The following is a 21,162-nucleotide window of genomic DNA, read 5'->3' on the forward strand; positions in this document are numbered from 1 at the left end:
AGTGCGGGTGGCCCGACTGGGCACTGGCAACCTGCTTGCCAACGATAGAACATGTGTTCTATCGTTGGGTGATGTGATCGGCTGGCTCGGTGTAGAGCGCGATACTGACTTGGTCGTTGAGGAGGGCACCCCGCGCGTTAGGGTGGCCCACGTGCAAGACCGGCGCATCTACCATTTCACCGACCATGCCAATCTGGCTGGCATCGTGGCTGATGGCGGGCTGTATGGCGACTCCCGGATGATGGCCAGCGGGCGAGTGTTCACCGAGTGCGCGCACGAAGGAGTCAAGAGTGACCGGCGGTCCAGGGCGGTGTCGTGTCCGCCGGGTGGTGTGGTCGCGGACTATGTGCCGTTCTACTACGCGCCTCGGTCGCCGATGATGAGTGCGATCAGTAACGGCAAGGTCGCCAGCTATACCTCGAACCAGGATCTGGTCTACCTGGTGTCGTCGTTGGATCGGGTGCGGGCGGCAGGTCTGCAGTGGACGTGTACGGACGGCAACGCTCGAGCCGCGTTGACGGAGTTCTTCGGTACTTGGGAAGAACTGGACGCCAATACCGATTGGGACGTCATGGACGCCCAGTACTGGGCGAACACACCTGAGGATGGGCAGCGCCGAAATAGGCGGATGGCGGAATTTCTGGTGCACGAGTTCTTCCCGCTGAGCCTGGTGATGGGGTTCGCGGTGAAGTCGCAGCGGGTGGCGTCGATCATCCGTCCGCAGCTTCCCGCGTCAACGGACATTAGAGTCCTGCCTGGCTACTACATTTGAGAGGGAGGCGAAAATGATCGAGGAAGCGACAGGAAATCTGCTCGAGGCGGATGTCGATGCGCTGGTGAACACGGTGAACACCGTCGGTGTGATGGGCAAGGGCATCGCCTTGCAGTTCAAACGTGCGTTCCCTGAGAATTTTCGCCAGTATGAGAGGGCGTGCAAGAACAAACAGGTCCGCCTGGGTGAGATGTTCGTGCATGAGCTGGACGCGATCATCGGGCCGCGGTTCATCGTGAACTTTCCCACCAAGGGGCACTGGAAAGCGTCATCGAGGATCGAGGACATCGCGAGCGGCTTGCAGGATCTGCGGCGGGTGATCGAGAAGTATGGGATGACTTCGATCGCGGTGCCGCCGCTGGGGTGTGGCAATGGTGGATTGGACTGGGCGCAGGTATACCCGATGGTCAGGGACGTGCTTGGTGACCTGGACAGGGTGCGTGTGCTGGTGTATCCCCCTGCGGGTGCGCCGGCCCCAGAGGATATGCCCGTACGGACCAAACGGCCTGCGGTAACGCGGGCGAAGGCGGCACTGCTGCTGGCGTTCGAGCGTTATCGTGATCGCAGCGTTGAGTCAGGTTTGTCCGACACCGGCGCGATCTCGTTGGTGGAGGCCCAGAAGGTCGCATACTTTTTGCAGTTGGCAGGCGGCAAGAAGACGTGGGCGTTCACACCGAGCCATTTCGGTCCCTACGCACCTACGATCGACCAGTTCGTCAGCAGTGTCGAAGGTCATTTCCTCCACGGCTTCGGGGATGGCAGCAGCGGGAGCAAAGCTACTCTCACTCTCGTGGACAGCGCTTTGGATGAGGCGCGCGAAGTGTTGGGCGAGGACAAAGCCTTCCGGCGGACCTTGGAACGGTTCGAAGCCATCGTGGAAGGGTTCGAGTTCCCGTACGGGATTGAACTGCTGTCCACGGTGCACTATGTCGTAGCGCACTCTGCCACCGTGCCGTCGTTGGATGAGGTCGTGCTGGCGATCGGGCGCTGGTCGGCGAGGAAGGGGCGGCTGTTCAAGCCGCAGCAGGCGCAGACCGCGTACCGGCATCTGCAAAATGTCCAGCTCGCGGACGCGACCGTTTCCGTCTAAGGCGGCTCCGTCGATTCGCGTTCGTGATAGGGAAGGACGCATAGATCTTCGGGCGGGAATGAGGAACGCTTTGGCTGGAGATCTGTTCGGCGGCAGGAACCCGACCAGCCATGAGCGCATGACAGGCCGGCCCTGGGACGCCTCCTACCACGAGGGCCCCGCCCCCTGGGATTTCGGCGGCCCCCAGCCCGCCATCGTCCGGGCGGCGCCACGGTTCACCGGCAAGGTGCTCGACGCGGGCTGCGGGTCCGGCGAGAACGCGCTTCACCTCGCGTCACGGGGGCTTCACGTGCTGGGCGTCGACGTCGCCGAGACCGCGTTGAGCAGAGCACGCCAGAAGGCGGTCGAGCGCGGGCTCGAGGCCGAGTTCACGACGGCGGACGCGCTTCACCTGGAGCGACTCGGACAGCGGTTCGAGACGGTGCTCGATTGCGGGCTTTTCCACGCCTTCGACGCCGACGAGCGCCTGGCTTACGTCAAGAGCCTCGAAGCGGTCACCAAGGGGACGCTGTACGTCCTGTGTTTCAGCGAAGGCGAGAACGCCGGGCCTCATCCCGTAAAACGTGAGGCGCTGACAAAGCCCTTCGGTGAAGGATGGCGCGTGAAGACCATCGAGAAGGAGCGCGTCCGGACCGGGTTCCACGACGAGAACGGCGCTCCTGCCTGGTTCGCGACGATCGAAAGAGAGCCGTCGGATGAGTGAGCTGCGAGATCTCCTGGCCGACGTCGCCGCCCGCGTGGCCGACTACCGCGAAAGCGTGGCCGACGCTCCGGTCTTCCCGGAGGACACGTCGGGCGTCCGGGGCAAGCTCGGCGAGCTGCCCGAAAAGCCCACCCCGCCCGCCGACGTGATCCGGCGGCTCGCCGACGCCGTCGAGCCCGCGCTGGTGGCGAGCACCGGGCCGAGGTACTTCGGATTCGTCACCGGTGGCGCGCTCGAAGCGGCGACGGCCGCCGACATGCTGACGGCCGGTTGGGACCAGGGTGCTTTCAACCAGGTCACCTCGCCTGCCGCCGCGATCGTCGAGGAAGTGGCGGGCGAGTGGCTCAAGGACGTCCTCGGCCTGCCGTCGGGCGCCTCCTTCGGATTCGTGACCGGTGGCCAGGGCGCCAACACGGTCTGCTTGGCCGCCGCACGTCATCACGTGCTGGCGCTGGCCGGATGGGACGTCGAGCGTCGCGGACTGCACGGGGCGCCGCCGCTCACGGTGGTGGCCGGCGAGGAACGCCACGCGACGATCGACCGCTCCCTGCGGCTACTCGGCCTGGGGACCGATTCCGTCAGGCCGGTCCGCACGAACGGCCAAGGTGCCATCGACGTCGCCGACCTCGAGCGGGTCCTCGACGGTCCCGCAATCGTTTGCCTTCAGGCCGGGAACGTGAACACCGGCGCCTTCGACGACTTCGCCGCCGCGACGGAAATCGCCCACGAGCGGGGCGCGTGGGTCCATGTCGACGGCGCGTTCGGGCTTTGGGCGGCCGCCACCCCCTCCCTCAGGCACCTGACCGCCGGGGTGGAAGCGGCCGACTCCTGGGCGGTCGACGGGCACAAGTGGCTCAACGTCCCTTACGACAGCGGTTATGCCTTCTGCGCCCATCCCGAGTCCCATGTCGCCGCGATGTCGCTCACGGCCGCTTACCTGACCGGCCAGGGGGCTGGCGACGTGAGAGCGCCGAGCGACTTCGTGCCGGAGTCCTCCCGCCGGGCGCGCGGGTTCGCGACGTGGGCGGCACTCAGCGAGCTAGGCCGCTCGGGGGTCGCCGACCTGGTCGAGCGTTGTTGCGCACTGGCACGCAGGTTCGCCGAGCAACTCGTGAACAGCGAAGGCGTCACCATCGTCAACGACGTCGTGCTGAACCAGGTCCTCGTCGGCTTCGGCGAGGACACGGACAAGGTGATCGAGGCCGTCCAACGCTCCGGCGAGTGTTGGATGGGCGCGACCACCTGGCGTGGCCGACGCCTGATGCGCATCTCCGTGTCCAATTGGACCACCACCGAAGCCGACGTCGATCGCGGTGTCGCCGCGATTCAGGCGGCTTGGGGCAGAGTCGCGGAAACCACGACAAGGAAGAACTGAAGAGTATGGCTGACAAGACACCGCAGGACATCGACGTGACTTTCACGGCCGAGGTCATTCCCGACTCGAACAGCGGCTGGCCGTGTGTGAACATGCCGGACTCCGCGGAGTTCTTCGGCACCGGCAAAGCCGTCAAGGTCAGCGGCACCGTGGACGGCCACGACTACGAGGTGAGCATGCTGCCGATCGGCGGCGGCGTCCACATGATGCCGTTGCGCAAACCGTTCCGGAAGGTGATCCGGAAGGAGATCGGAGACCAGGTCACCGTGCATCTGACCAAGCGGATTTCCTAGCCCGCGTTCTTCTTCGCCGCGTCGGATTCGTGCTCGTGCCGACAATGGATCAGCACGAACAGTGAGCGGGCCACGACCGGAAAGCGAAGAGGTCACGGTGACCCGACCGATCAGGAATCGAGAAGCGCCGGATACCGGCCTCACCTAGCGTGATCGCCATGGACATCAGCATTCACGGAAGCTTCCTCCCGCAGACCGACCCCGAAGCCGCACTGGCGTTCTACCGCGATCTCCTGGGCTTCGAGGTGCGCAACGACGTCGGCTACGACGGGATGCGCTGGCTCACCGTCGGCCCGCCGGGGCAGCCCGTGTCGATCGTGCTGCACCCGCCGGCCGTCGATCCCGGCATCACCGACGACGAACGCCGGGTCATCAGCGAGATGATGGCCAAGGGCACCTACGCGGGCATCCTGTTCTCCTCGGACGACCTCGACGGCCTCTTCAAGCAGCTCGCGGAGGCGGGCGCCGAAGTCATCCAGGAGCCGACCGACCAGCCGTACGGCCTGCGCGACGGCGCCGTCCGCGACCCGTCCGGGAACCTGATCCGTATCCAGCAGCGCGTCTGACGTCACCGGGTGCGCGCGCGGACATGGATCCGCTCACCCTGTTTGCCGAAGAGGCTGAGCACCTCCACCCGCCCGCGGCCGGTGGCGCCGAACCAATGCGGCGTCCGGCAGTCGAACTCGGCCGCCTCACCGGGGCCGAGCACGACGTCCTGGTCGCCGAGCACCAGCCGAAGCCTGCCGCGCAGCACGTAGAGCCACTCGCGGCCAGGGTGCGTCCGCGTCCGGGGTTCGTCGTCGCCGGGCGGGATCGTCATCTTGTAGGCGCGGGGCCCGTCCTCGTGCCGGGTGAGCGGAATGAGGACCCGGCTGTCCTCGGGCGGTTCGAGCACTCTCGGTGAGAGCACGATCTCGTCGACGCGCAGGCCCAGCGCGGTGATGACCGGCAGGAGCAGTTCGAGGCTCGGCTTGCGCTGCCCGGATTCGAGCCGGGACAGGGTGCTGGTGGAGATGCCGGTGGCGCGGCTGAGCTCCACCAGCGTCGTCCCCTTTTTCGAGCGTGCGCGCCGCAGCCGGGGTGCGATCAGCTCGATCGCCGCGGCGACGGCGGGTTGGTTCTCCATATCGCCAGCACAGCAGCTCGTCCCGATTCCGGCAAAGTTCTTTGCCGAAACAGCCAGACGCTGCCGATGCTGGCGCCATGACCGAAACCCAGCGCCTCCCCGCCGGCGTCTACCTGCTCGCTTTCAGCCTGTTCGCCATGGGGAGCGCCGAATTCCTGATGGCAGGCGTCCTGCCCTCGGCCGCCGCCGACCTCGGCGTCTCCCTGTCGTCCGCGGGGGCCCTCATCACCGCGTTCGCCCTCGGCGTCGTCCTGGGCGGCCCGCCTTTCGCCGTACTCAGCCTGAAGTGGCCACGGCGAATGGCGCTGATGACCACGCAACTCGTCTTCGCCGCGTCGATCGCGGCGGGCTTGCTCGCCGACGACTACCTCGTCCTGCTGATCACCCGGTTCGTCGCCGGTCTCGCCTACGCGGGCTTCTTCGCGGTCGCCGCCGTGACCGCGATCAGCCTGGTGACCCCCGACCGCAACGCCCGTGCCTCGGGCGTCGTCGTCGCCGGGCTCAGCGCCGCCATGGTGGCCGGGGGACCGGCAGGCACTCTGCTCAGCAACCTCACCGACTGGACCGGCGGCTTCTGGGGCGTCGTGGCGCTTACGGTTTTGGGCGTGGTCGCCTGCGCCGTGGGCCTGCCCGCCACCGCGTCCGCGGCTCCGAACCTTTCGGGCGAACTGCGCGCGATGCGCTCCTGGCGGCTGTGGGGCGTCTACGCCGTCACGATCCTGAGCACCGCCTCGTACATGGTTTCCTTCAACTACCTGGCGGCGATGCTGGAGGACGTCCTCCCGGCGGTCTGGATCCCCGCCGTCTTGGCGCTGTTCGGCATCGGCGCCTTCGCGGGATTGTCGGTCGGCGGCCGGATCTCCGACAAGCGGCCGCACCACGCGCTTCTCGGCGGTGTTTTCGGCATCGCGGTCTTCTCGGCGCTGCTCGCCGTCTTCGCCGCATCGGTCTGGGTTGTCGTGCCCGTCGTGTTCCTGCTGGGAGTCGCGGCTTTCGTGCTCAACCCGGCGCTCTACGGGCGGGTGTTCGCCATCGCCGGTTCCGCCCCGACCCTCGCCGGCGCCGCCACGGTCTCGGCCTTCCAGCTGGGCATCAGCCTCACTCCGGCCTTCGCCGCCGGGGCACTGAACCTGGGCGCCCCGCTGACCGCCATCCCGTGGATCGGCGCGGCCCTGGCGCTGGTCACGGTGCCGGTTGTACTCCTCGATCGCCGGGGGGCGTGATGGGCGGCCCAACCCCTCCCTGGCCGGGCTGCCCATCACGCCGGTTCGGTGGTCAGCGGGAGCAGCGCCAGGAGTACGGGTCGGAGGCGTTGAGGAGAGTCGCGTACGCACCGCCTCCGTACTGGTTGGCGCAGGCGGCGTTGACGTTGATACCGACCTGGTAGCCCCAGGGAGCGCGGCAACGCCAGCTGTAGGCGTTGCGCGAGTCGGTGACCACCGCGGCCAGGCCCATCCCCGGGTTCTGGACGTTACAGGCCCGCTGCATGTCGACCCCGCCGATGATGGCGGCGCTCGCCGGTGTCGCGGTCAGAACAGCTGCCGTGGCCATCCCGGCCAAGCCGACCGTCGCCGCTGCTGCTCGCGACAGAGCTCGACGATTGACGGACCGAACATCGGAACGAAAGGTTTTCATGAATGTCCCTCGTTTCTGTAGCCGGTTGTTGCTGTTCAACCGTGGCAGTCGCGCGAGGTGGGTTCTATCGCTCCGAGAGCGAGGAGAAGCGGTCCACCATGTCATCACCAGCTCGGCGATCCGGTGATTTCCCTGAGGCGGTGGAGACGAACGCCGTTGGTGGGGGAGGATTGGCCGATGCATGAGGACGAGGGCGGTAAACCTGTCCGGCTTCGAGTTGACGCGGCGACCACACTCGTATTGCGAGAGGCTTTCTATAAGATCGACGCCAACTATCGTAACGATCATTATGGCCTCTACGACTATGTTCGGGCCGTAATGGGAAAAATCGTCCCTCTCGACCACTTCTACATCGGGTTCTTTCACGGCGCGAGCAGAGTTCGGTATCCCTACGGCTACGACAGTGGTCAGTACGAAGACCCCGGTTCGCACACTTACGGGCCGCATGGTCAGGCCGCCTGGCTGTTGAAACATCGGCAGACGTACCGCATGCACTACGACAACGGTGTCGCGCTCAACGCCGGCGTCGCGTCTGGCGATACCAGCCGAACGTCGGCCGACGCCGTCACCACTCCCTTGTTGCGCCCCGGAGCGGACACCCGGCGAACGGTGTTCGGCATGATGTCCATGCAGAGCTACACGGCGAACACGTTCGACGACAATTCCGTGCGTGCCTTCGAGTGGCTGGCCGACCTGGTCGCCCGCGTGCTGACAAAGGAATCCGAGGATCTGGACGCGCTTCGCCGTCTACCGGCAGACGGCGATGGCGGGCCACAGCAGGTCACGGCGGACCATGTCATCGAGTTCCTGTCATCACGGGTGGCCGACTTACGTGACCGGGCTCGGGAAGCTGCCCAGACAGCGGATCCAGTTTCCATGAAGGAGGCATTGGAGCGAATCGTCACCGGTTGCCAGCAACTTCAATCGAATCTGATCGAGCTCACCCTCGAGACAGACAACGAGCCCGAAGAGCGCTTCAGATCGCTCACCGCGGCCGAACAGGGTGTCGCGGTGCTCCTGGGAAGCGAATTGCAGAACGAGCAGATCGCGAATGAACTCGGAATCAGCACCCATACGGTCAAGACCCATGTCCGGAAAATCCTGGGCAAGTACAAGATGAGCGGGCGCGCGTCGGTGGCCGAGGACGTGCGGAGGCATCTGGCGCGTTGAGGGGCCCAGGGCCTACACCCGAGCCGCCCTCGATCAACCAGTTCAGGCGAGCCACGATAACCCGTTCGACGCCCTTCCCTGGTGTCACTCAGCGGTATTGCCGAGTGGCCTGCTCGATGGCGGCGTACGAGATGCGTTCTTGTTCCAGTCGTACGGACTTGCCCAGAGCCCCCTCCACAAGGTCGGTGTAGAGGCTTGCCTCCTCCGGACGGAGCATCTCGAGATGTTCGCTGGTGGGGTTGGGTTCGCCGACCCATTGGCCCTCATGAGCGAGGAGCGTGGCGCGGTCCATGAGCATGGAACGGGCACCTTCGAACGAGCGGCGCACACTGTTCAGGATCGCGAAGCCGTGGGTATCGATGTCACCCCAGTAGACGAGATTCTTCTGGGCCAGCCATTTCAAGGGGCGCAGGCGGGACGCCGCGTAACCCTCGCCGAAGATCACGATAGCGTCCTCGACAGTCGGAAAAGCCAGATAGGTGATCTCGTTCTCGACGACGAACACGGTGCGCGCCGTCGGCGGCATGTCGGCCAGTTCGGACACTCGGACGGTCAGTTCGCTGAATCCAGGGCCGTCCGACAAGCGGCGGTACCGGACGTAGGAGGGCTTCTGGCGAAAGAGGTACCGGCCGGCGAAATCCGACGGCGGTCTGCTGCGGTCGACGCGATCCTCGGCGAGTTGGCGGTCCAGCAGCGCGGCAAGGATGGTCCGGAAACGTTCGATGAACTTGGTGTCGACGCCGGGCACGTCGACCTGCCGGACGTACATGTCAGGACGCGCGTACGCGTCGATCCACAGTGCGGTGTCGACCAGCCTGACCCATTCGCCCTGGTGTCTGAGCACTTCCATCGGTTTGGCGGACATCCAATCGACGATGGCGGGAGCCCGGAGCCGGGTCGCTTCCAGCAGGGTCGTGAACGTCCGCACGTCCGGCTGTACACCTAGGGCGGACCACAGCTGTTCGTAGGAGTCGACCCAGACCCGGCCGGGGATCTCGTTCGTGCCGGCGACCCGGCCGCCGACCGTCCTCGTCTCGACACGGAGATGCCGGGTGCGATGCCATCGCTCGACCCAGGCACGTGCCTCGTCCAGGTGCGCGGAGGTGTCCGGTGCGCTCGGCCCCCGCAACCCCATCGCCAATGGCTCCCACAAGGCTCCTGTGGCGAGCTGGGAAAGGAACTCGCCTCGGTCCCACCGACGTCGCAGTTTGCCGAGCACAGCATCGGGAACGGTCCAACCGGTTGGCGCCATGTCAGCCGCTCTGATCGGACGCGGTGTCGAGAGCATGCGCGAGTTGGCGTTGCTGGTATTCCTCGACGGTCAAGGTCTGCAACCGTGAGTTGTCACCGGTCTTGTTGTCCACGAATCCGACCGCCGCGACGTACGGTTCGATGACGTGGATCTTCTGCAACGGTGTCACGATCAGCAGTTGCAGGCCCAGCCGCCGGAACAGGCCGAGCGCGAATCGGGTCGACTCGTCGGAGCCGCGGCCGAATGCCTCGTCGATCACCACGAACCGGAACGTCTTCGACTTGCTCGCACCCCAGTCGAGCTTGAACTGGTAAGCCAGCGACGCCGCGAGGATCGTGTAAGCGAGTTTCTCTTTCTGGCCACCCGATTTGCCACCCGAGTCGGTGTAGTTCTCATGCTCGGTGTCATCGGCGCGCCAACGCTCGGACGCGGAGAACGTGAACCAGTTGCGTACGTCGGTGACCCGCCGGGTCCACTGCCGGTCCGGTTCGGTTTGCCCTTCCCGCCCTCGGAAGCGTTCGATCAGAGCCTTCACCTGGAGGAACTTCTGCTCTGAGTACTGGTCCGAGTCGTCGCCGCTGAGCGACCCGCTGGTGCAATCCCGGAGATCCTTACGGAAGTCGCGGATCTCGACGTTCACCGTCGGATGCGGTTCGAGCCGGATGAACCGCCCGGGGTTGTAGTCGATGTCGACCAGCGAGTCGTTGATCGTCTCGATCCGCTGCTTGATCAGCTCCGCCTGCTTGGTCAGCTGGGAGTGGAAACCCGCGATGTCGCGGATGGTGTTCGTGTTGAGGTAGGTCTTGAATTCGGATTCGAAGCGAGGTAGATCGTCGGACGCGATCCGCCCGTGCAGCGCGCGGTATTCGCCCGCGGACTGCACCGAGTTGTCGAACTCCTCGGTTTCCAGCGGATATTCCTTGCGGAAATCGCCCATCTTGCCGACCAAACGGGCCGCGACCTTGTTCTGCCTGCCGGTGAGCCGATCGATCTCCATGGTGATCTCGTCGTTCACCTCGACGCGGAATGTGTCGCAGTCTTCCGGAGTGGCGAGATTCCTGGATCCGACGCGCTTGTCCGCGAGAGGAAACGATGCCTTCGCGGATTCGGCCGCCGGCTCCTCCAGCGTGATGTTCGTGTCGCGCAGCTGTTTCTCCGCGACTTCCCGCTGACCACCGAGGTTTCCGAGTCCCGTTTGCGCCTTGCCTTTGGCCTTTTCCGCCGCCTCGATCTGAGTTCCGACGGCACTCAGCTCCGCCGTCAGTCGTTTCAGCTCGTCCGACTGCTGTTCCAGGCGTCGCTTCTCGTCAGCCAGTTCCGCGATGCGGTTCACCGAAGCGTGCCAGTCGATCTCGGCGAACCCGCTGAACTGCTCCAGCAAGGTCAGCGTGGTGGCGAGCTTACCCTTGGCGGTCAGCCCGGCTTTGACCTTTTCCGTCCGGCCGTTCAAACCACGCAGCTGAAGTTGAAGGCGGCTCGCCTGGTCGAGCAGCGCGTCGATCTTGGCCTGGTTGTCCCAACCCAGCACGTAGTGGCGGCGGTCGTCGATTCGGCGGGCGTCGTCCTTCTCGTGCCTGCCGCGAGCCCCTTTGACTTGCCCAGCCTGGGTAACGGCCTTCGCGGCCCGCCGGAAATCGGCCATCGTATCCACGCACTCGTAGTCAGCGCGGTGTGCCAGCTCACGATCCAGCCAGGCGGAGAACGACGATTCCTTGACCTCCAGCTTGGTGAACAAAGACCGCTCCGAGATCGGCGGGGGCGGAATCTGGCCCAACCGTTCGGGCACTCGGTAGTACACGAGCTTGATGCCGAGGTGTCGTTCGTTGATCCACTCGGAAACGGCCTCGTAGTGGTCACTCGCGACCAGCATCGACAACCCGAAGCTGCGCAGAAGCCGCTCGGCAGCGCCTTCCCACGCGGCGCAGTCCGCGCGTACCTGGATGAGCTCGCCCGCGAAGGGCAGCTCGGCGGAGTCGACCCGGAGTGCGGCGCACAGTGCCTCCCGCACGTCCAGGCTGCGTTTGGGAATGTTGCTGCGCCGCTCTCGCAAGCTCAACAGCTCCGTGTTGAGGTCCGCGGCTTCGACATCGAGATCGCGGCGCTCGACTGTGAGATCCGTGAGCTGATTCTGCAGATCGGCCTGTTCTGATCCGAGAGAACTCTGCTTTTCGGTGACATCACGCTGCCGGGCGGCGAACTGCGCCGGATCCACGACGGCGGGCAGGCCGGCCGCTTCCAGGAGCACTTGATACCGATCGGCTTGGTCCTTTCGCCGGTCGCGTTCCTTCTCCTCAGCTCCGATCTCGGCTTCGAGCTGGCTGATCCGGTCGCCACCGCAGCCCGCGCGCTCGATCTCGAGATCCCGCTCCTTACGGCGCAGTCGTTCCAGGTCGCTCTCGGCGTCCGCCAATCTCGCCTGTTGCTCACCGATCTGACCAGCGAGCACGCTCAGGCGATCGCTCAGCAGCGTCGCCTTGCGATCCGCGCAGTAGAACCTCAGGGCTTCACGCACGGTTTTGCCCGTCGTGATCCGTGCGTCGAGCTCGTCGTAGGTGTCGCATTCGGCGAGCAGCGGTTCCAGCAGGGTCAGCTGTGTGCGCGCCTTGAGCACCGCTTCGTGCGCCTTGGTCAGGTCTTCGAAGTGCTCGACCAGCCGGTTGGTCCAGTCCGCGGCGTCGAACGGCTCCAGCATGTGGGAGCGTACGAAATCGTTCAGGTTGCCCACCGACTTCATCGAAACCGTCTGGTGGAACAGCTCCATCGCCTGCTCGGACTCGATCCCGAGCCGTCGGCAGAAATCCTTGCTGTAGGCGGGAAAGTGGTCGTGGACGCGGACATCCTGCTTGCGCAGCCTGCGCTTGAGCGGCGCGATGTCACCGCCGAAGTCGGCGAAGTCGCCCGCGATCGTCAGGTCCCGGTCCGCAGTCGCGTAGAACCGGTCCGGCTGGCCGACAGACGCGTCGCGAAACCAGAACACCTGCGCCAACGTCACCGTCGAGTCGTAGCCGGCGTTGGTGAAGGAACCGAGGACGACCGAGAACGACCGGCGATCCCGCAACCCGACCGGCCGGGAGGCACCAGTCGCTTCGTTGCGTTCGGACTTGTAGTAGCCCAGCACATACGAACGGAGATGTCGCTCTTTCGCCTCGGCGCCCGCCGCCTTGTTGTAGGAGATGCGGTGGGCAGGCAGGAGCAACGTGGTGATCGCGTCGACGATGGTGGACTTTCCGGAGCCGATGTCGCCGGTCAGCAGGCTGTTGCGCCCTTCGGGGTGAAACACCCATACGCGCTGGTCGAAGGTCCCCCAGTTGTAGACCTCCAGGCGCTCCAGCCGGTAACCGGCGAGTTCGGTCCCCTCGGTGTCGAGACCCGCCGCGCCGAACAGGCCACCCATCAGCCCTCGTCCTCTCCGCCGCCGAGTTGCGCGGCGTACTCGGCGAGCCGCTGGTCGAATTCGGCCAACCATTGCCCGTCCACGAACGCCTTGAGAATACGTCGCACCTCGTACGCGGCTTCCTGTCCGGTGATCCGCCGCAGGAAGCCGAGTTCGACGATCTTGGTGAGCTGTGCGTCGATCTGGTCGACCAGCCGTGCCTCGTTGCTGCTCTCGGGCAGGAACATCCGCACCATCTCGACGAGCTGATCCCTGGTGAGAATCAGCCGGGTCTCCGCACCGGACGCGTCGAACTCTGCCAGCTTCTTCCGCAGCAGGGCCAGCAGCAGGCTCACGTGAAAGGACAGGGCTCGCCGCGGGATCAACCGGGGGAGTTTTCCCTCCCCCTCTTCGTCGTCAGGCTTCGACCGCATGAAGGCATAACCTTCGGCTTCGTCGACGATGACCGTCAGGCCCATCACTCCGACATAGTCACGCACTTGGGCCTGCAGCGGCAGCAGATGGCGCCAGACCTTCTCATGGCTGTCCGCGTAGACCACCCCCTTCATCAGGTGCGTGATGACCAACGGCAGGTCGAGCTCGTCTCGGCGTAACGACGTGGACACGCTGCCCATGCTAAGCGCGCTCACCGACAGAATCGCCGCCATTCGAGACTCGCGTGAACGTGACACGGGGGATGGTCGCGACTCGCTCCACGCCGCTGTCGTCGAGCCAGCGCACCTGTTCGCGTGTGGTCTCGTCGAAGACGACCTGGAACGTAGGATCGCCCAGTGACAGGTAACCGACCAGCTCGGCCATACCCTGTTCGAGGGGCTGGCGTCCGAGCACTTCACTCAGGCCGATTTGACTACGTTCGCGCAGCTCGCGGCGCACGATGCCGGACAACCGCTCGCGGTCGACGTAGACCTGCTCGAACAAGGCGGACGCGTCGACGTCCTCGTCGGCCGCGGCAATCCCTCCGCTGTCCAGCGGGACCTTCTCCTTCGGCGTGTACAGCGGACGTTCCATCGGCAGCGCGACAACCGGTGCCGTGCCGTCGAGTTCGGAGGTGAGATCCGGGGCAGGATGCTCGCGGAGCTTGAGCGCGGATGATTCGATGCTGTGCAGGATGTCCATCACGCGGCGGTTCTCCAGCCACACCTGGTCGTCGAGGAACCGCCGCAGCTGTTCCGACAGCAGCCGCACCGTGGCTTGCGTGCGCTCGGCCGCGTCGAGCCAGTCGTAGTGGATGTGCCGCATGCGCGGGTCGGGCTCACCGACGACGTCAAGCGACTGCACTTTCTCCAGCAGGTCCGACAGCTCGAGCTGCCGTTCGTGGGAGAGGAGGAAGTCGTAGAAGGCCTGGAAACTGCGCCCCTGATCGGAGTCGGCGATGCTGGTGCGGTTGCCGACCACCTCGTCGAGCAGCTGGCCTTTGCTGCCCTCCCAGCCGGCGATACGGGCGCGAAGCTCCCGGTCAAGCCCACGGAAGTTGGCCTCGACCTCGCGGAAGTCGGCCAGCAACTCGCGGGCGGTCGCGGCGAACTGCTGGTAGCGGTCCCGCTGCCCCGACACATCAAGAACGGCGAAGTCACCCCCGGCGACCCGATTGATCTCGACGTCGATCTCGGACCGGCGCCGGTGCAGCTCGGTAAGTCGGACGTCCGGATCTGTCTCCGCTCCGAAAGCCATCTGGCGCAGCAGCTCGAAGATCGTGTTCAAGCGGGACTCGGTACCGACGAATGAGCGCGCCCGGAGGGAATCGACCCAGATCAATGCCTTCTCCACCGAGGGAGTCGCATCGAAATGCACCTCGTCGGATCCGGCGGGGTAGTACTTGCGCAACCAGCTGTTCGCCGGTGCCGCCCAATCATCGAGGTAGGCCTTGGCTGACTTGGGGAACGAGCCTTCACCGAGCCGCTCGTTGAGCGCGTACAGCTCGTCGTCCAGACGGCTGATCAGGTCGGTCGCCGAGATCGACCGGACGTTGTCGTCGACAAAGACGTTCCGGAGAAATCCGAGCACGAGGGGCGCGTTGTCGGCAAGGAGCAGCCGCCACGCCGGATCATTGCGGCGCAGGAAGTCAAGTTCGTCGAAACTCATCGCTCTCAGCGATCTATTGCAGTTCGTTGCAACGTCAACAAGCACTGTACATCGACGAGTTCGAGCGGTCCGTGGCCGAGCTGGCTCGTGACGGGTTGACTCACGGTCGGAATCAAGAAGAGCCCGTTCGTTTACGTCGCTGAGTCCGCGATGGTTACTCTGACGTCTCGTGGTGCGACATGGTTCGAAGTCAGCGACGCGGTTGGTCGGGCGATGGCGGATTGTGGAGATGAGTGGCTGGGACCGCGACGCGATCGACTTGGTCGAGCCGGGTTTCATCGAGTTCGCCCGGGACCGGACCGGTCGGCTCGGCTTCATCGCCGTCCAAGGTTGGCTGGACTGCCGCCCGGTTGAGCGGAGCGGCCAGACCGGCGTCGAATTCACCTGGGAAGGTGCCGATGAGGGCGATCAGGTCAGCGGCCGCGGCTGGGCGGTCATGACCGACGACGAGACGATCGAGGGACATCTGTTCTTCCACATGGGCGATGACTCGAGTTTTCGAGCGGAACCGTTCACCGAAGCCGATGAACGGGGTGTGCAGTGAGCGAGTACCAGTACTACGAGTTCCTGACGGTCGACCGGCCGCTGGACGACGACGAGCAGGCCGAAGTCCGGTCACTGTCCACCAGGGCGAGGATCAGCTCGACCAGCTTCGTGAACGAATACCACTGGGGCGACTTCAAGGGTGACGCGCGCCGTCTGATGGAGCGCTACTACGACGCGCACCTGTATGTCGCGAACTGGGGCACCCACCGACTGATGCTCCGCCTGCCGTGCGATCTGCTCGATCCCGACGTCATCGAGGACTACTGCGTCGGCTACGAAGTGAGTGTCTGGGTAACGGGTGAGTTCATCGTGCTCGACTTCGCCAGCGAGGACCACGCCGGTGAGTTCGACTTCGACTACACCCCCGAGACCTTGTTGTCGGCGATCGTCGGAGTTCGCGCCGAACTCGCCGCCGGTGACCTCCGGCCGCTCTACCTCGCCTGGCTGGCGGACTACGGAGCATGGGAGCGTGACGAGGACGTTTCCGACCGCGAGGCCGACGATGGCCTCGAACCACCGGTTCCGCCCGGGCTGGGCACGCTCACTTCCGCACAGCGGGCGCTGGCCGACTTTCTCCGCCTCGACGACGATCTCCTCACGACCGCGACCCAAGCTTCTCCACCGTTAGAGGAGACTGCTGACAATCCCGATGACGTCGCCGCTTGGGTGGCCCGCCAGCTGGTCGCCGACAAGAACCGGCTCCTCACACGGGTCCTGCTGGGGGAGGCCGCGCGGGTGCGGATGGAGTTGCTGCGTCGCTTCCGCGGCGAGTCCGCTCCGGCCATGACCAGCCCAGCCCGCCGAACCGTGGCCGACCTGCTCGACGCGGCGGCCCGTCGGCGGGCTGACCGCGAGCGTCGCCTGGCCCTCCAGCGTGTCGAAGACGAGGCGCGCAGGGAACAAGCGCGAGCCCTGGCCCGCGACCGGCGACTCGACACGCTGGCCGAGGAGGGAGAGGCGGCGTGGTCACGCGTCGACGAGCTGATCGCCACCCGCAAACCGGCCGACTACGACGCCGCTGTCACACTGCTCACTGATCTCCAAGCGCTCGCTGAACGCGAGGATCGCGACGACGGGTTCACTTCGCGCATCAACGCACTGCGGCGAACACACGCGCGCAAACCCAGCCTCATCGAACGCTTCAACCGGGCCGGCATCTGACGTTCCGAGCTTCACACGGAGAACGCGCGTTGGTGCCGCTGCCAGGGCTGACGCCGACGCAGGCGGCTCCATCCGGCTCGCCGTAGACCGGTCTTCCCAGCCCGATCGGTCAGCGGCGGACTGATTCCGTCACGCGTTTCACGAAGCGATTATCGATTTATGCTATGCGTGAATCGGCAATTCAATCGATACCTCGCGAACATCAGGCTGACGGTTTTGTAACCGCGTCGCCTTATCTCCGGGCCGTGATCTATCTCCAGGTTGTCCTCGCTGCAAACTATCGAAGGCAAAGATGCCGGTGACCGCTGGACGGTCTCGGTCCCTTAGGGACGGTGGGCTGCCCGCATTCCCAGACGAAGACACCGACGTCCGACGGCACCATGCCTCTGATCGGCATCGTCACAGCCGCGTTGAAGCTGCGGTTGGAGCGTCGGGGGAGGGACAAGGAAAGGCTCACGACCGAGCACGGCACACCGCTCGAGCCGCGTAACTTTCTCCGGTCGTGGACGACGTGATGCAGGAAGATGGGCGTTCGGCACAACGCCGTGCATGACGGTCGTCGCTCCTGCGATTCACTGCTGGCGGATCTCGATGTGCGCCCTCGGGTCGCGATGAGCATTCTCTGACACGCTCAGTTCGTGGTCACGATGCAAAAGGCTCTTCCCAAATTTCTGGGAAGAGCCTTTGACCTGCTGTGGAGCTGAGGGGAATCGAACCCCTGACCTTCTCGATGCGAACGAGACGCGCTACCAACTGCGCTACAGCCCCTGGTAAAGCTTGCCCCTCATTCAGGGCTCCATGAGCTTATCAGTGGCTCACGGAGCCCCGAACGCGGGGGTCACTCTCCTGCGGCCCGGCGAAAAGGCCTGGTCCCGGGCTCGTCGAGCTCGTGGAAGGCCGGGTCCTCGTCGTCGAGGTCGACGACGACGGCTTGGCGCCGGAGGCGGGACATCGGGGACGGTTTGCGCTCCACGACGTCCGGGCGTTCGGCGGCGACGACCTCGACGTCTTCGTGGGAGTCGTGGGATTCGTCGTCGGTCTCCGTCCGGCGTGGGGCGCGGGTGTTGTTGAAGCGGGCGAGGCGGCGCTGCCGGATCTCGTTCTCGATGCGGACCTGACGGCGCAGGTACGCGAGGTAGCCGATGAGGACAGCGTCGACGACACCGTTGGCCCACCAGACCGTCGGGGTCAGGAAGCCGGCGACGACCGCCGTGGTCACCACGAGTACCAGGAGCGCGATGACGATCCGCTGCCGGAACGCGTACTTGGCGCGGGCGGCGATGTCCGCCGCCTCGGGGTCGAAACCGCCTCGGCCCGGCCGGTAGCCGGCGCCTTGACGTTCTCTTTCGGTGCGGGGCCCGCGTGAGGGCTGGGGAAGCGGTTCGGCTTCCGGCTCCTCTTCTTCGAGGTCGGCGTCGAGTTCCGCCTCGAGCTCGGCCAGGTCGTCTTCTACCGACGGTTCCGTGTTCTCCGCCATGGCGAACTCCTCCGGTCCCTCTTGGCGTGTGCTCCCGCTCCGCACGACTCGCGCCGCCAAGGCCGAGTCCGTCGTCCGCGCGACCTGCTGGCGCTTGCGAGCGACCATGGGCACGAGAACGACGAGCCATGCCGCTGCGAGCGCGACGATGATCACCGAACTGGGCATCTCCCGTCACCTCCCCCGATCCACTGCTGTAGTCACGCTAGCCACAACAGTCACACACGCCGCGCAGACTCGCCGGTTTCGATCACGGAAAATGCATCACCAAATTAGGTGAATCTCACAGTTTGTGGTAACGCGGTCACTGGAACGACCCGGTGATGGGGTCAAACTCGCTCTGCGAGGCCCTTCGCGACGAGCCGGGACACCAGTCCGTCACCGGTTTCTTCCTTGGTGACGGCGTAGCAAAAGTGGTCCCGCCAGCCGCCCGCGACATCGAGATAGCGCTCGAAAAGGCCCTCTTGCCGGTACCCGACTTTGTTGAGAACCCGCAGGCTGGGGGTGTTTTCGGGACGAACGGTCGCTTCGAGCCGGTGCAGTCCGCCGAAGTCGAAGACGTGGTCGGTGACGAGGGCGACGGCGCCGGTCGCGACGCCGCCGCGGACGATGTCCGATGACACCCAGTAACCGATCCACGCAGACCGGAGCGAAGCGCGGATGACGTTACCCACAGTGATCTGTCCGGCGAAGCGTCCATCCACCGTGATGGTGAACGGGAGGCACTGTCCGCGCCGGGCGAGACCGCGCAGGGCCATCCATTGCGACGGCCATGACCAGAACGCGTTGCGGTCCGGCCACGGTCCGACGCCGGTCGGTTCCCACATCTCGAGGTGCTCGCGGTCCCGCAGCCGGACGCGGCTCCACTCGCCGGCGTCCCGCAGCCGGACCGGCCGGACGGCGAGTACGCCGGCGGGCACCCGGAGCGGCCCCAGTTTCGCGGGCCAGCCCGGATGCCTGCTCTCGATCGGATACGCGACGCCGGAAATCGGTGCGCCCATTACGCCCGCTGGGCCAGGAAGGTCACCTTGACCTGCTCGCCCGCGGCGACCTCGGTGAGGTCTTCGTCGATGTTGATCAGGCAGTTCGCCTCGGCCAGTGACGCGAGCAGGTGCGCGCCGGAGGTGCCGAGCGGCTGCACCAGGTACTCACCGTTGCCCTCGTCGCGCAGCAGTTGCCCACGCAGGAAGCCTTTGCGTCCCTTGGTCGAGGTGATCGGGGAGAGCAGCCGCGCGCCGACGATCCGGCGGTGCGGGTTGCGGGTGCCGCGCGCGGCGCGGATGAGCGGGCGGACCAGGACCTCGAACACGACCAGCGCGCTCATCGGGTTGCCGGGGATCAGGAACGTCGGCACCGAATCGGGGCCGAGCCTGCCGAAGCCCTGCACCGAACCGGGGTGCATGCCGACGCGGGTCATGTCGATGTGGCCGAGGTCGGACAGCGCCGCGTGCACCTCGTCGCCCGCGCTTCCGCCGGCGCCACCCGCGACGACGACGATCTCCGACATCAGCAGTCGGCCTTCGACGATCTCGCGCAGCCGTTTCGGGTCGCCGGGGACGATGCCGACGCGGCTCACCTCGGCGCCCGCGTCCCGCGCGGCCGCGGACAGCGCGTAGGAGTTGACGTCGTAGACCTGCCCGACCGATGGGGTGCGGTCGATGTCGACCAGTTCGTCGCCGACGGACACGATCGAAACCCGCGGCCGCGGGTAGACCAGGACCTTCGCCCTGCCGACCGCGGCGAGCAGGCCGACCTGGGCCGAGCCGATGGTGTCGCCCTTGCGGACGGCGACGTCGCCGATCTGCACGTCCTCACCGGTCCGGCGCACGTAGCCCGCGGACGGGACCGACTTGTGCACGGTGACCTTGGCCTGGTGGCCGTCGGTGTACGCGGTCGGGACGACGGCGTCGGCGAGCGTGGGCAGCGGCGCGCCGGTGTCGACGCGGACGGCCTGACCCGGTTGCAGCCGTCGCGGCTGGCGTGAACCGGCGGCGATCTCGCCGACCACCGGTAGCTGCACCGGTTCCTGGCCCGCTGTGCGGACGTCGACACTTCGTACCGCGTAGCCGTCGATGGCGGCCTGGTCGAAACCGGGCAGCGCGTGTTCGGCGACGACCTCTTCGGCGCACAGGAGGCCTTGGGCCTCGGAGATGGCGACCCGGACCGGGCGCGGGCGTACCGCGGCGTCCAGGGTCAGCGCGATCTGATCCTCGACGGAACGGAACTGTCCCACGTCTTCGGTCTCGGCCGCTTCTGCGATGGGCTCCGTCATGACTGGGGGATCTCGATCCGTTCGTTCGACCAGGCACGCGATGAAGGCCCGTCGGTGAACTGAAGTTCACCACCGTTACCAGGAGTGATGCGGTCCGAAGCCGTGGAAATCGCCCGATCGGGCAAGCTCCTCGTGGTCCGTGCCGCCGGGGTGGTCGCTGCGCCTGTCATAGGCGTGAAGCCTAACCTGACCACGTGGTCAAGCCCGGCAATGAACACCTGAGCAAAGCGGAGTGGCGTTCCCGGATAACCGCCGAACGGCGTTCACTGGTGTCGGAAGAGCATGCCAGGGAGGCGGCGGCGCTGGCCGCCGCGGCCGCTCTGCTGCCGGGCGAGGTCGTGTGCGCGTATGTCCCGTTCGGCACCGAACCGGGCTCGCCGCGGCTCCTTGATCAACTTCTCGACCAGGGCAAACGTGTGCTGCTGCCGATCGTCCCCGCGGCGCCGGGACCGCTGGAGTGGGCCGCCTACGAAGGCCCGCGGAGTCTCGGACCCGGCCGGCTGCGCGTGCTGCTCGAACCGACCGGCCGCCGGCTCGGTCCCGACACGCTGGGGACGGCCGACCTGGTGCTGATCCCCGCGCTCGCCGTCGACGACGAAGGCGTCCGGCTCGGCAGGGGCGCCGGGTATTACGACCGGTCGCTCTCCTTCGCCGCGCCGGGTGCCGCACTGGTCGCCGTCGTCCGGGACGCCGAACTCGTGTGTGAGTTGCCCGCGGAATCGCATGACGTCCGCATGACCGGGGTACTGACCCCGGAGCACGGCCTGGCGCCGCGACCGGTAATACACTGACGCCCCGACGCAGTGGTTCAGAA

At 66.0% G+C, this 21,162-nt stretch carries 20 protein-coding genes and 1 tRNA gene; 11 read left to right on the forward strand and 10 right to left on the reverse strand.

What is annotated here, in order from left to right; all coding sequences use genetic code 11:
• Positions 1-73: 73 nt before the first annotated feature.
• The 6 genes from darT to ACZ5IK_RS03265 all read left to right on the forward strand — a co-directional run bounded on the left by darT (position 74) and on the right by ACZ5IK_RS03265 (position 4,799).
• Positions 74-772: a type II toxin-antitoxin system toxin DNA ADP-ribosyl transferase DarT gene (gene darT / locus ACZ5IK_RS03240; protein WP_465486339.1), complete on the forward strand. Its 699-nt coding sequence runs from the start codon at positions 74-76 to the stop codon at positions 770-772.
• Positions 773-785: 13 nt separating this feature from the next.
• Entirely contained in the window at positions 786-1,862 is a 1,077-nt protein-coding gene (darG, locus tag ACZ5IK_RS03245; RefSeq protein WP_465486340.1) for a type II toxin-antitoxin system antitoxin DNA ADP-ribosyl glycohydrolase DarG, read from the forward strand.
• A gap of 118 nt (positions 1,863-1,980) precedes the next feature.
• The gene (locus ACZ5IK_RS03250) at positions 1,981-2,565 is read left to right on the forward strand and encodes a class I SAM-dependent methyltransferase (RefSeq protein ID WP_465486341.1); all 585 of its coding nucleotides are present in this window, start codon (positions 1,981-1,983) and stop codon (positions 2,563-2,565) included.
• Complete coding sequence (locus tag ACZ5IK_RS03255) at positions 2,558-3,940, forward strand: pyridoxal phosphate-dependent decarboxylase family protein (protein WP_465486342.1); 1,383 nt, start codon at positions 2,558-2,560, stop codon at positions 3,938-3,940. Before ACZ5IK_RS03250 ends, ACZ5IK_RS03255 begins: the two co-directional genes overlap by 8 nt.
• A gap of 5 nt (positions 3,941-3,945) precedes the next feature.
• On the forward strand, positions 3,946-4,233 hold the full coding sequence (locus tag ACZ5IK_RS03260; RefSeq protein WP_101610679.1) for a DUF1905 domain-containing protein: 288 nt from the start codon (positions 3,946-3,948) through the stop codon (positions 4,231-4,233).
• A 158-nt stretch (positions 4,234-4,391) separates the two neighbouring features.
• Positions 4,392-4,799 carry a VOC family protein gene (locus ACZ5IK_RS03265; RefSeq protein ID WP_101613522.1) on the forward strand — a complete coding sequence of 136 codons (408 nt, stop codon included), beginning with the start codon at positions 4,392-4,394 and terminating at the stop codon, positions 4,797-4,799.
• A 2-nt stretch (positions 4,800-4,801) separates the two neighbouring features.
• Here the strand turns inward: ACZ5IK_RS03265 and ACZ5IK_RS03270 are convergent, their stop codons facing one another.
• On the reverse strand, positions 4,802-5,359 hold the full coding sequence (locus tag ACZ5IK_RS03270) for a helix-turn-helix domain-containing protein (protein WP_465486343.1): 558 nt from the start codon (positions 5,357-5,359) through the stop codon (positions 4,802-4,804).
• A gap of 77 nt (positions 5,360-5,436) precedes the next feature.
• On the opposite strand from ACZ5IK_RS03270, the gene ACZ5IK_RS03275 reads away from it, so the two are divergent.
• Positions 5,437-6,582, forward strand: coding sequence for an MFS transporter (locus tag ACZ5IK_RS03275; RefSeq protein WP_465486344.1), 1,146 nt, complete (start codon positions 5,437-5,439; stop codon positions 6,580-6,582).
• Between the two features lie 52 nt (positions 6,583-6,634).
• Here the strand turns inward: ACZ5IK_RS03275 and ACZ5IK_RS03280 are convergent, their stop codons facing one another.
• Positions 6,635-6,910, reverse strand: a complete 276-nt coding sequence (locus ACZ5IK_RS03280) for a hypothetical protein (RefSeq protein ID WP_465486345.1) — start codon at positions 6,908-6,910, stop codon at positions 6,635-6,637.
• A gap of 261 nt (positions 6,911-7,171) precedes the next feature.
• On the opposite strand from ACZ5IK_RS03280, the gene ACZ5IK_RS03285 reads away from it, so the two are divergent.
• Entirely contained in the window at positions 7,172-8,164 is a 993-nt protein-coding gene (locus ACZ5IK_RS03285) for a LuxR C-terminal-related transcriptional regulator (protein WP_465486346.1), read from the forward strand.
• A gap of 88 nt (positions 8,165-8,252) precedes the next feature.
• Here the strand turns inward: ACZ5IK_RS03285 and ACZ5IK_RS03290 are convergent, their stop codons facing one another.
• Genes ACZ5IK_RS03290 through ACZ5IK_RS03305 form a run of 4 tightly spaced genes read right to left on the reverse strand, consistent with a single transcriptional unit; the run spans position 8,253 to position 14,937 of the window.
• On the reverse strand, positions 8,253-9,416 hold the full coding sequence (locus ACZ5IK_RS03290; protein WP_465486347.1) for a Wadjet anti-phage system protein JetD domain-containing protein: 1,164 nt from the start codon (positions 9,414-9,416) through the stop codon (positions 8,253-8,255).
• Between the two features lies 1 nt (position 9,417).
• Positions 9,418-12,810, reverse strand: a complete 3,393-nt coding sequence (locus ACZ5IK_RS03295) for an ATP-binding protein (protein ID WP_465486348.1) — start codon at positions 12,808-12,810, stop codon at positions 9,418-9,420.
• Positions 12,810-13,415 (reverse strand): DUF4194 domain-containing protein, encoded by a 606-nt coding sequence (locus ACZ5IK_RS03300; protein WP_465486349.1) that lies wholly within the window; start codon positions 13,413-13,415, stop codon positions 12,810-12,812. Before ACZ5IK_RS03300 ends, ACZ5IK_RS03295 begins: the two co-directional genes overlap by 1 nt.
• A 10-nt stretch (positions 13,416-13,425) precedes the next feature.
• Positions 13,426-14,937: a DUF3375 domain-containing protein gene (locus ACZ5IK_RS03305; protein WP_465486350.1), complete on the reverse strand. Its 1,512-nt coding sequence runs from the start codon at positions 14,935-14,937 to the stop codon at positions 13,426-13,428.
• A 184-nt stretch (positions 14,938-15,121) separates the two neighbouring features.
• Here ACZ5IK_RS03305 and ACZ5IK_RS03310 point away from each other — a divergent pair, with 184 nt between their 5' ends.
• On the forward strand, positions 15,122-15,436 hold the full coding sequence (locus tag ACZ5IK_RS03310; RefSeq protein ID WP_465486351.1) for a hypothetical protein: 315 nt from the start codon (positions 15,122-15,124) through the stop codon (positions 15,434-15,436).
• Positions 15,433-16,599 carry a hypothetical protein gene (locus tag ACZ5IK_RS03315; RefSeq protein ID WP_465486352.1) on the forward strand — a complete coding sequence of 389 codons (1,167 nt, stop codon included), beginning with the start codon at positions 15,433-15,435 and terminating at the stop codon, positions 16,597-16,599. Before ACZ5IK_RS03310 ends, ACZ5IK_RS03315 begins: the two co-directional genes overlap by 4 nt.
• A 695-nt stretch (positions 16,600-17,294) precedes the next feature.
• Here the strand turns inward: ACZ5IK_RS03315 and ACZ5IK_RS03320 are convergent.
• The 4 genes from ACZ5IK_RS03320 to glp all read right to left on the reverse strand — a co-directional run bounded on the left by ACZ5IK_RS03320 (position 17,295) and on the right by glp (position 20,348).
• Positions 17,295-17,367, reverse strand: a tRNA-Ala gene (locus tag ACZ5IK_RS03320).
• 70 nt (positions 17,368-17,437) lie between these two features.
• On the reverse strand, positions 17,438-18,244 hold the full coding sequence (sepX, locus tag ACZ5IK_RS03325) for a divisome protein SepX/GlpR (RefSeq protein WP_465486353.1): 807 nt from the start codon (positions 18,242-18,244) through the stop codon (positions 17,438-17,440).
• Positions 18,245-18,405: 161 nt separating this feature from the next.
• On the reverse strand, positions 18,406-19,077 hold the full coding sequence (locus ACZ5IK_RS03330) for a GNAT family N-acetyltransferase (RefSeq protein WP_465486354.1): 672 nt from the start codon (positions 19,075-19,077) through the stop codon (positions 18,406-18,408).
• A complete protein-coding gene (gene glp, locus ACZ5IK_RS03335) occupies positions 19,077-20,348 on the reverse strand; it encodes a molybdotransferase-like divisome protein Glp (protein WP_465486355.1) in 1,272 nt (423 codons plus the stop codon). Before glp ends, ACZ5IK_RS03330 begins: the two co-directional genes overlap by 1 nt.
• Positions 20,349-20,566: 218 nt before the next feature.
• Here glp and ACZ5IK_RS03340 point away from each other — a divergent pair, with 218 nt between their 5' ends.
• Positions 20,567-21,139 (forward strand): 5-formyltetrahydrofolate cyclo-ligase, encoded by a 573-nt coding sequence (locus ACZ5IK_RS03340; protein WP_465486692.1) that lies wholly within the window; start codon positions 20,567-20,569, stop codon positions 21,137-21,139.
• Positions 21,140-21,162 lie beyond the last annotated feature (23 nt).

Source organism: Amycolatopsis sp. NPDC031561, assembly GCF_055580625.1.

What these genes read in the sequence shown, in the direction of transcription:
- ACZ5IK_RS03275 (WP_465486344.1), top strand. Translation starts at nt 5,437, where the DNA reads ATGACCGAAACCCAGCGCCTCCCCGCCGGCGTCTACCTGCTCGCTTTC.
- ACZ5IK_RS03290 (WP_465486347.1), bottom strand. Translation starts at nt 9,416, where the DNA reads ATGGCGCCAACCGGTTGGACCGTTCCCGATGCTGTGCTCGGCAAACTG.
- ACZ5IK_RS03265 (WP_101613522.1), top strand. Translation starts at nt 4,392, where the DNA reads ATGGACATCAGCATTCACGGAAGCTTCCTCCCGCAGACCGACCCCGAA.
- sepX (WP_465486353.1), bottom strand. Translation starts at nt 18,244, where the DNA reads ATGCCCAGTTCGGTGATCATCGTCGCGCTCGCAGCGGCATGGCTCGTC.
- ACZ5IK_RS03255 (WP_465486342.1), top strand. Translation starts at nt 2,558, where the DNA reads ATGAGTGAGCTGCGAGATCTCCTGGCCGACGTCGCCGCCCGCGTGGCC.
- ACZ5IK_RS03295 (WP_465486348.1), bottom strand. Translation starts at nt 12,810, where the DNA reads ATGGGTGGCCTGTTCGGCGCGGCGGGTCTCGACACCGAGGGGACCGAA.
- darG (WP_465486340.1), top strand. Translation starts at nt 786, where the DNA reads ATGATCGAGGAAGCGACAGGAAATCTGCTCGAGGCGGATGTCGATGCG.
- ACZ5IK_RS03330 (WP_465486354.1), bottom strand. Translation starts at nt 19,077, where the DNA reads ATGGGCGCACCGATTTCCGGCGTCGCGTATCCGATCGAGAGCAGGCAT.
- ACZ5IK_RS03260 (WP_101610679.1), top strand. Translation starts at nt 3,946, where the DNA reads ATGGCTGACAAGACACCGCAGGACATCGACGTGACTTTCACGGCCGAG.
- ACZ5IK_RS03270 (WP_465486343.1), bottom strand. Translation starts at nt 5,359, where the DNA reads ATGGAGAACCAACCCGCCGTCGCCGCGGCGATCGAGCTGATCGCACCC.
- ACZ5IK_RS03310 (WP_465486351.1), top strand. Translation starts at nt 15,122, where the DNA reads ATGAGTGGCTGGGACCGCGACGCGATCGACTTGGTCGAGCCGGGTTTC.
- glp (WP_465486355.1), bottom strand. Translation starts at nt 20,348, where the DNA reads ATGACGGAGCCCATCGCAGAAGCGGCCGAGACCGAAGACGTGGGACAG.
- ACZ5IK_RS03280 (WP_465486345.1), bottom strand. Translation starts at nt 6,910, where the DNA reads ATGGCCACGGCAGCTGTTCTGACCGCGACACCGGCGAGCGCCGCCATC.
- ACZ5IK_RS03285 (WP_465486346.1), top strand. Translation starts at nt 7,172, where the DNA reads ATGCATGAGGACGAGGGCGGTAAACCTGTCCGGCTTCGAGTTGACGCG.
- ACZ5IK_RS03250 (WP_465486341.1), top strand. Translation starts at nt 1,981, where the DNA reads ATGACAGGCCGGCCCTGGGACGCCTCCTACCACGAGGGCCCCGCCCCC.